Genomic DNA, 645 nt, shown 5'->3' with positions numbered 1-645 from the left:
GTGGTAGCGGCCCTCGCTCTCCTTGCCCCGGGGGTCGCCGCCGGCGGCCAGCACCGCCTCGACGGCGTAGCGCTGCTCGTGCGGGGAGGTGAAGCGGCGCTGCGGGAAGGTGTGGCCGGGGTCCGTCTCGGTGACGAGGCCGAAGGGCGCCAGCGCCTCGGCGATGGGCGCGTACGAGCCGGTGCGCAGGACGAACGCGGCGATCCAGAGGGGGCCGCCGGCCGCGTTCAGCAGGGAGCGGAAGGTGCGGGGGGAGAGGAAGCTGGCGCCGCCGGTGAGCGTGACGAGGTGGGTCTGCCGGGCCGCCTGGAGCAGGGCCCGGGTGGGCGGCGCCACTTCGAGGTTCTCGGCGAACGCGGCGTCGAGGAGGCCGACGGCGCGGGCGTAGGAGACGGCGTTGGCGGCGATGTCGAGGCCGATGACGCGTACGGCGTCGGGGCGGCGGCGGGCGGCGTAGTAGGCCCTGTCCCACTCGGCCAGTTCCGCGGTGGTCAGCGCGGCGGCCTGGCGCGAGGTGTAGTGCCCGTACAGGTCGTCCAAGGTGAGGTCGTGGTTGAGCAGGGCGGCGTTGACGCCGTAGCCGCAGCAGACGTCCAGGACGGTCATGGGCCCGCCCGCGCGGTCGGTGGCGAGGGCCGCCACCAT

1 protein-coding gene is annotated in these 645 nt (G+C 75.2%); it reads right to left on the bottom strand.

What is annotated here, in order from left to right:
* The coding region (locus ACSNOD_RS31605; protein ID WP_436770505.1) for a hypothetical protein at positions 1-645 on the bottom strand (645 nt) is incomplete at both ends.

The sequence above is a fragment of the Streptomyces sp. URMC 123 genome (genome assembly GCF_051386515.1).
Lineage (GTDB): Bacteria > Actinomycetota > Actinomycetes > Streptomycetales > Streptomycetaceae > Streptomyces.
Note: the sequence above shows the minus strand (reverse complement) of the source record. Positions and strands in the feature narration are given on the sequence as shown.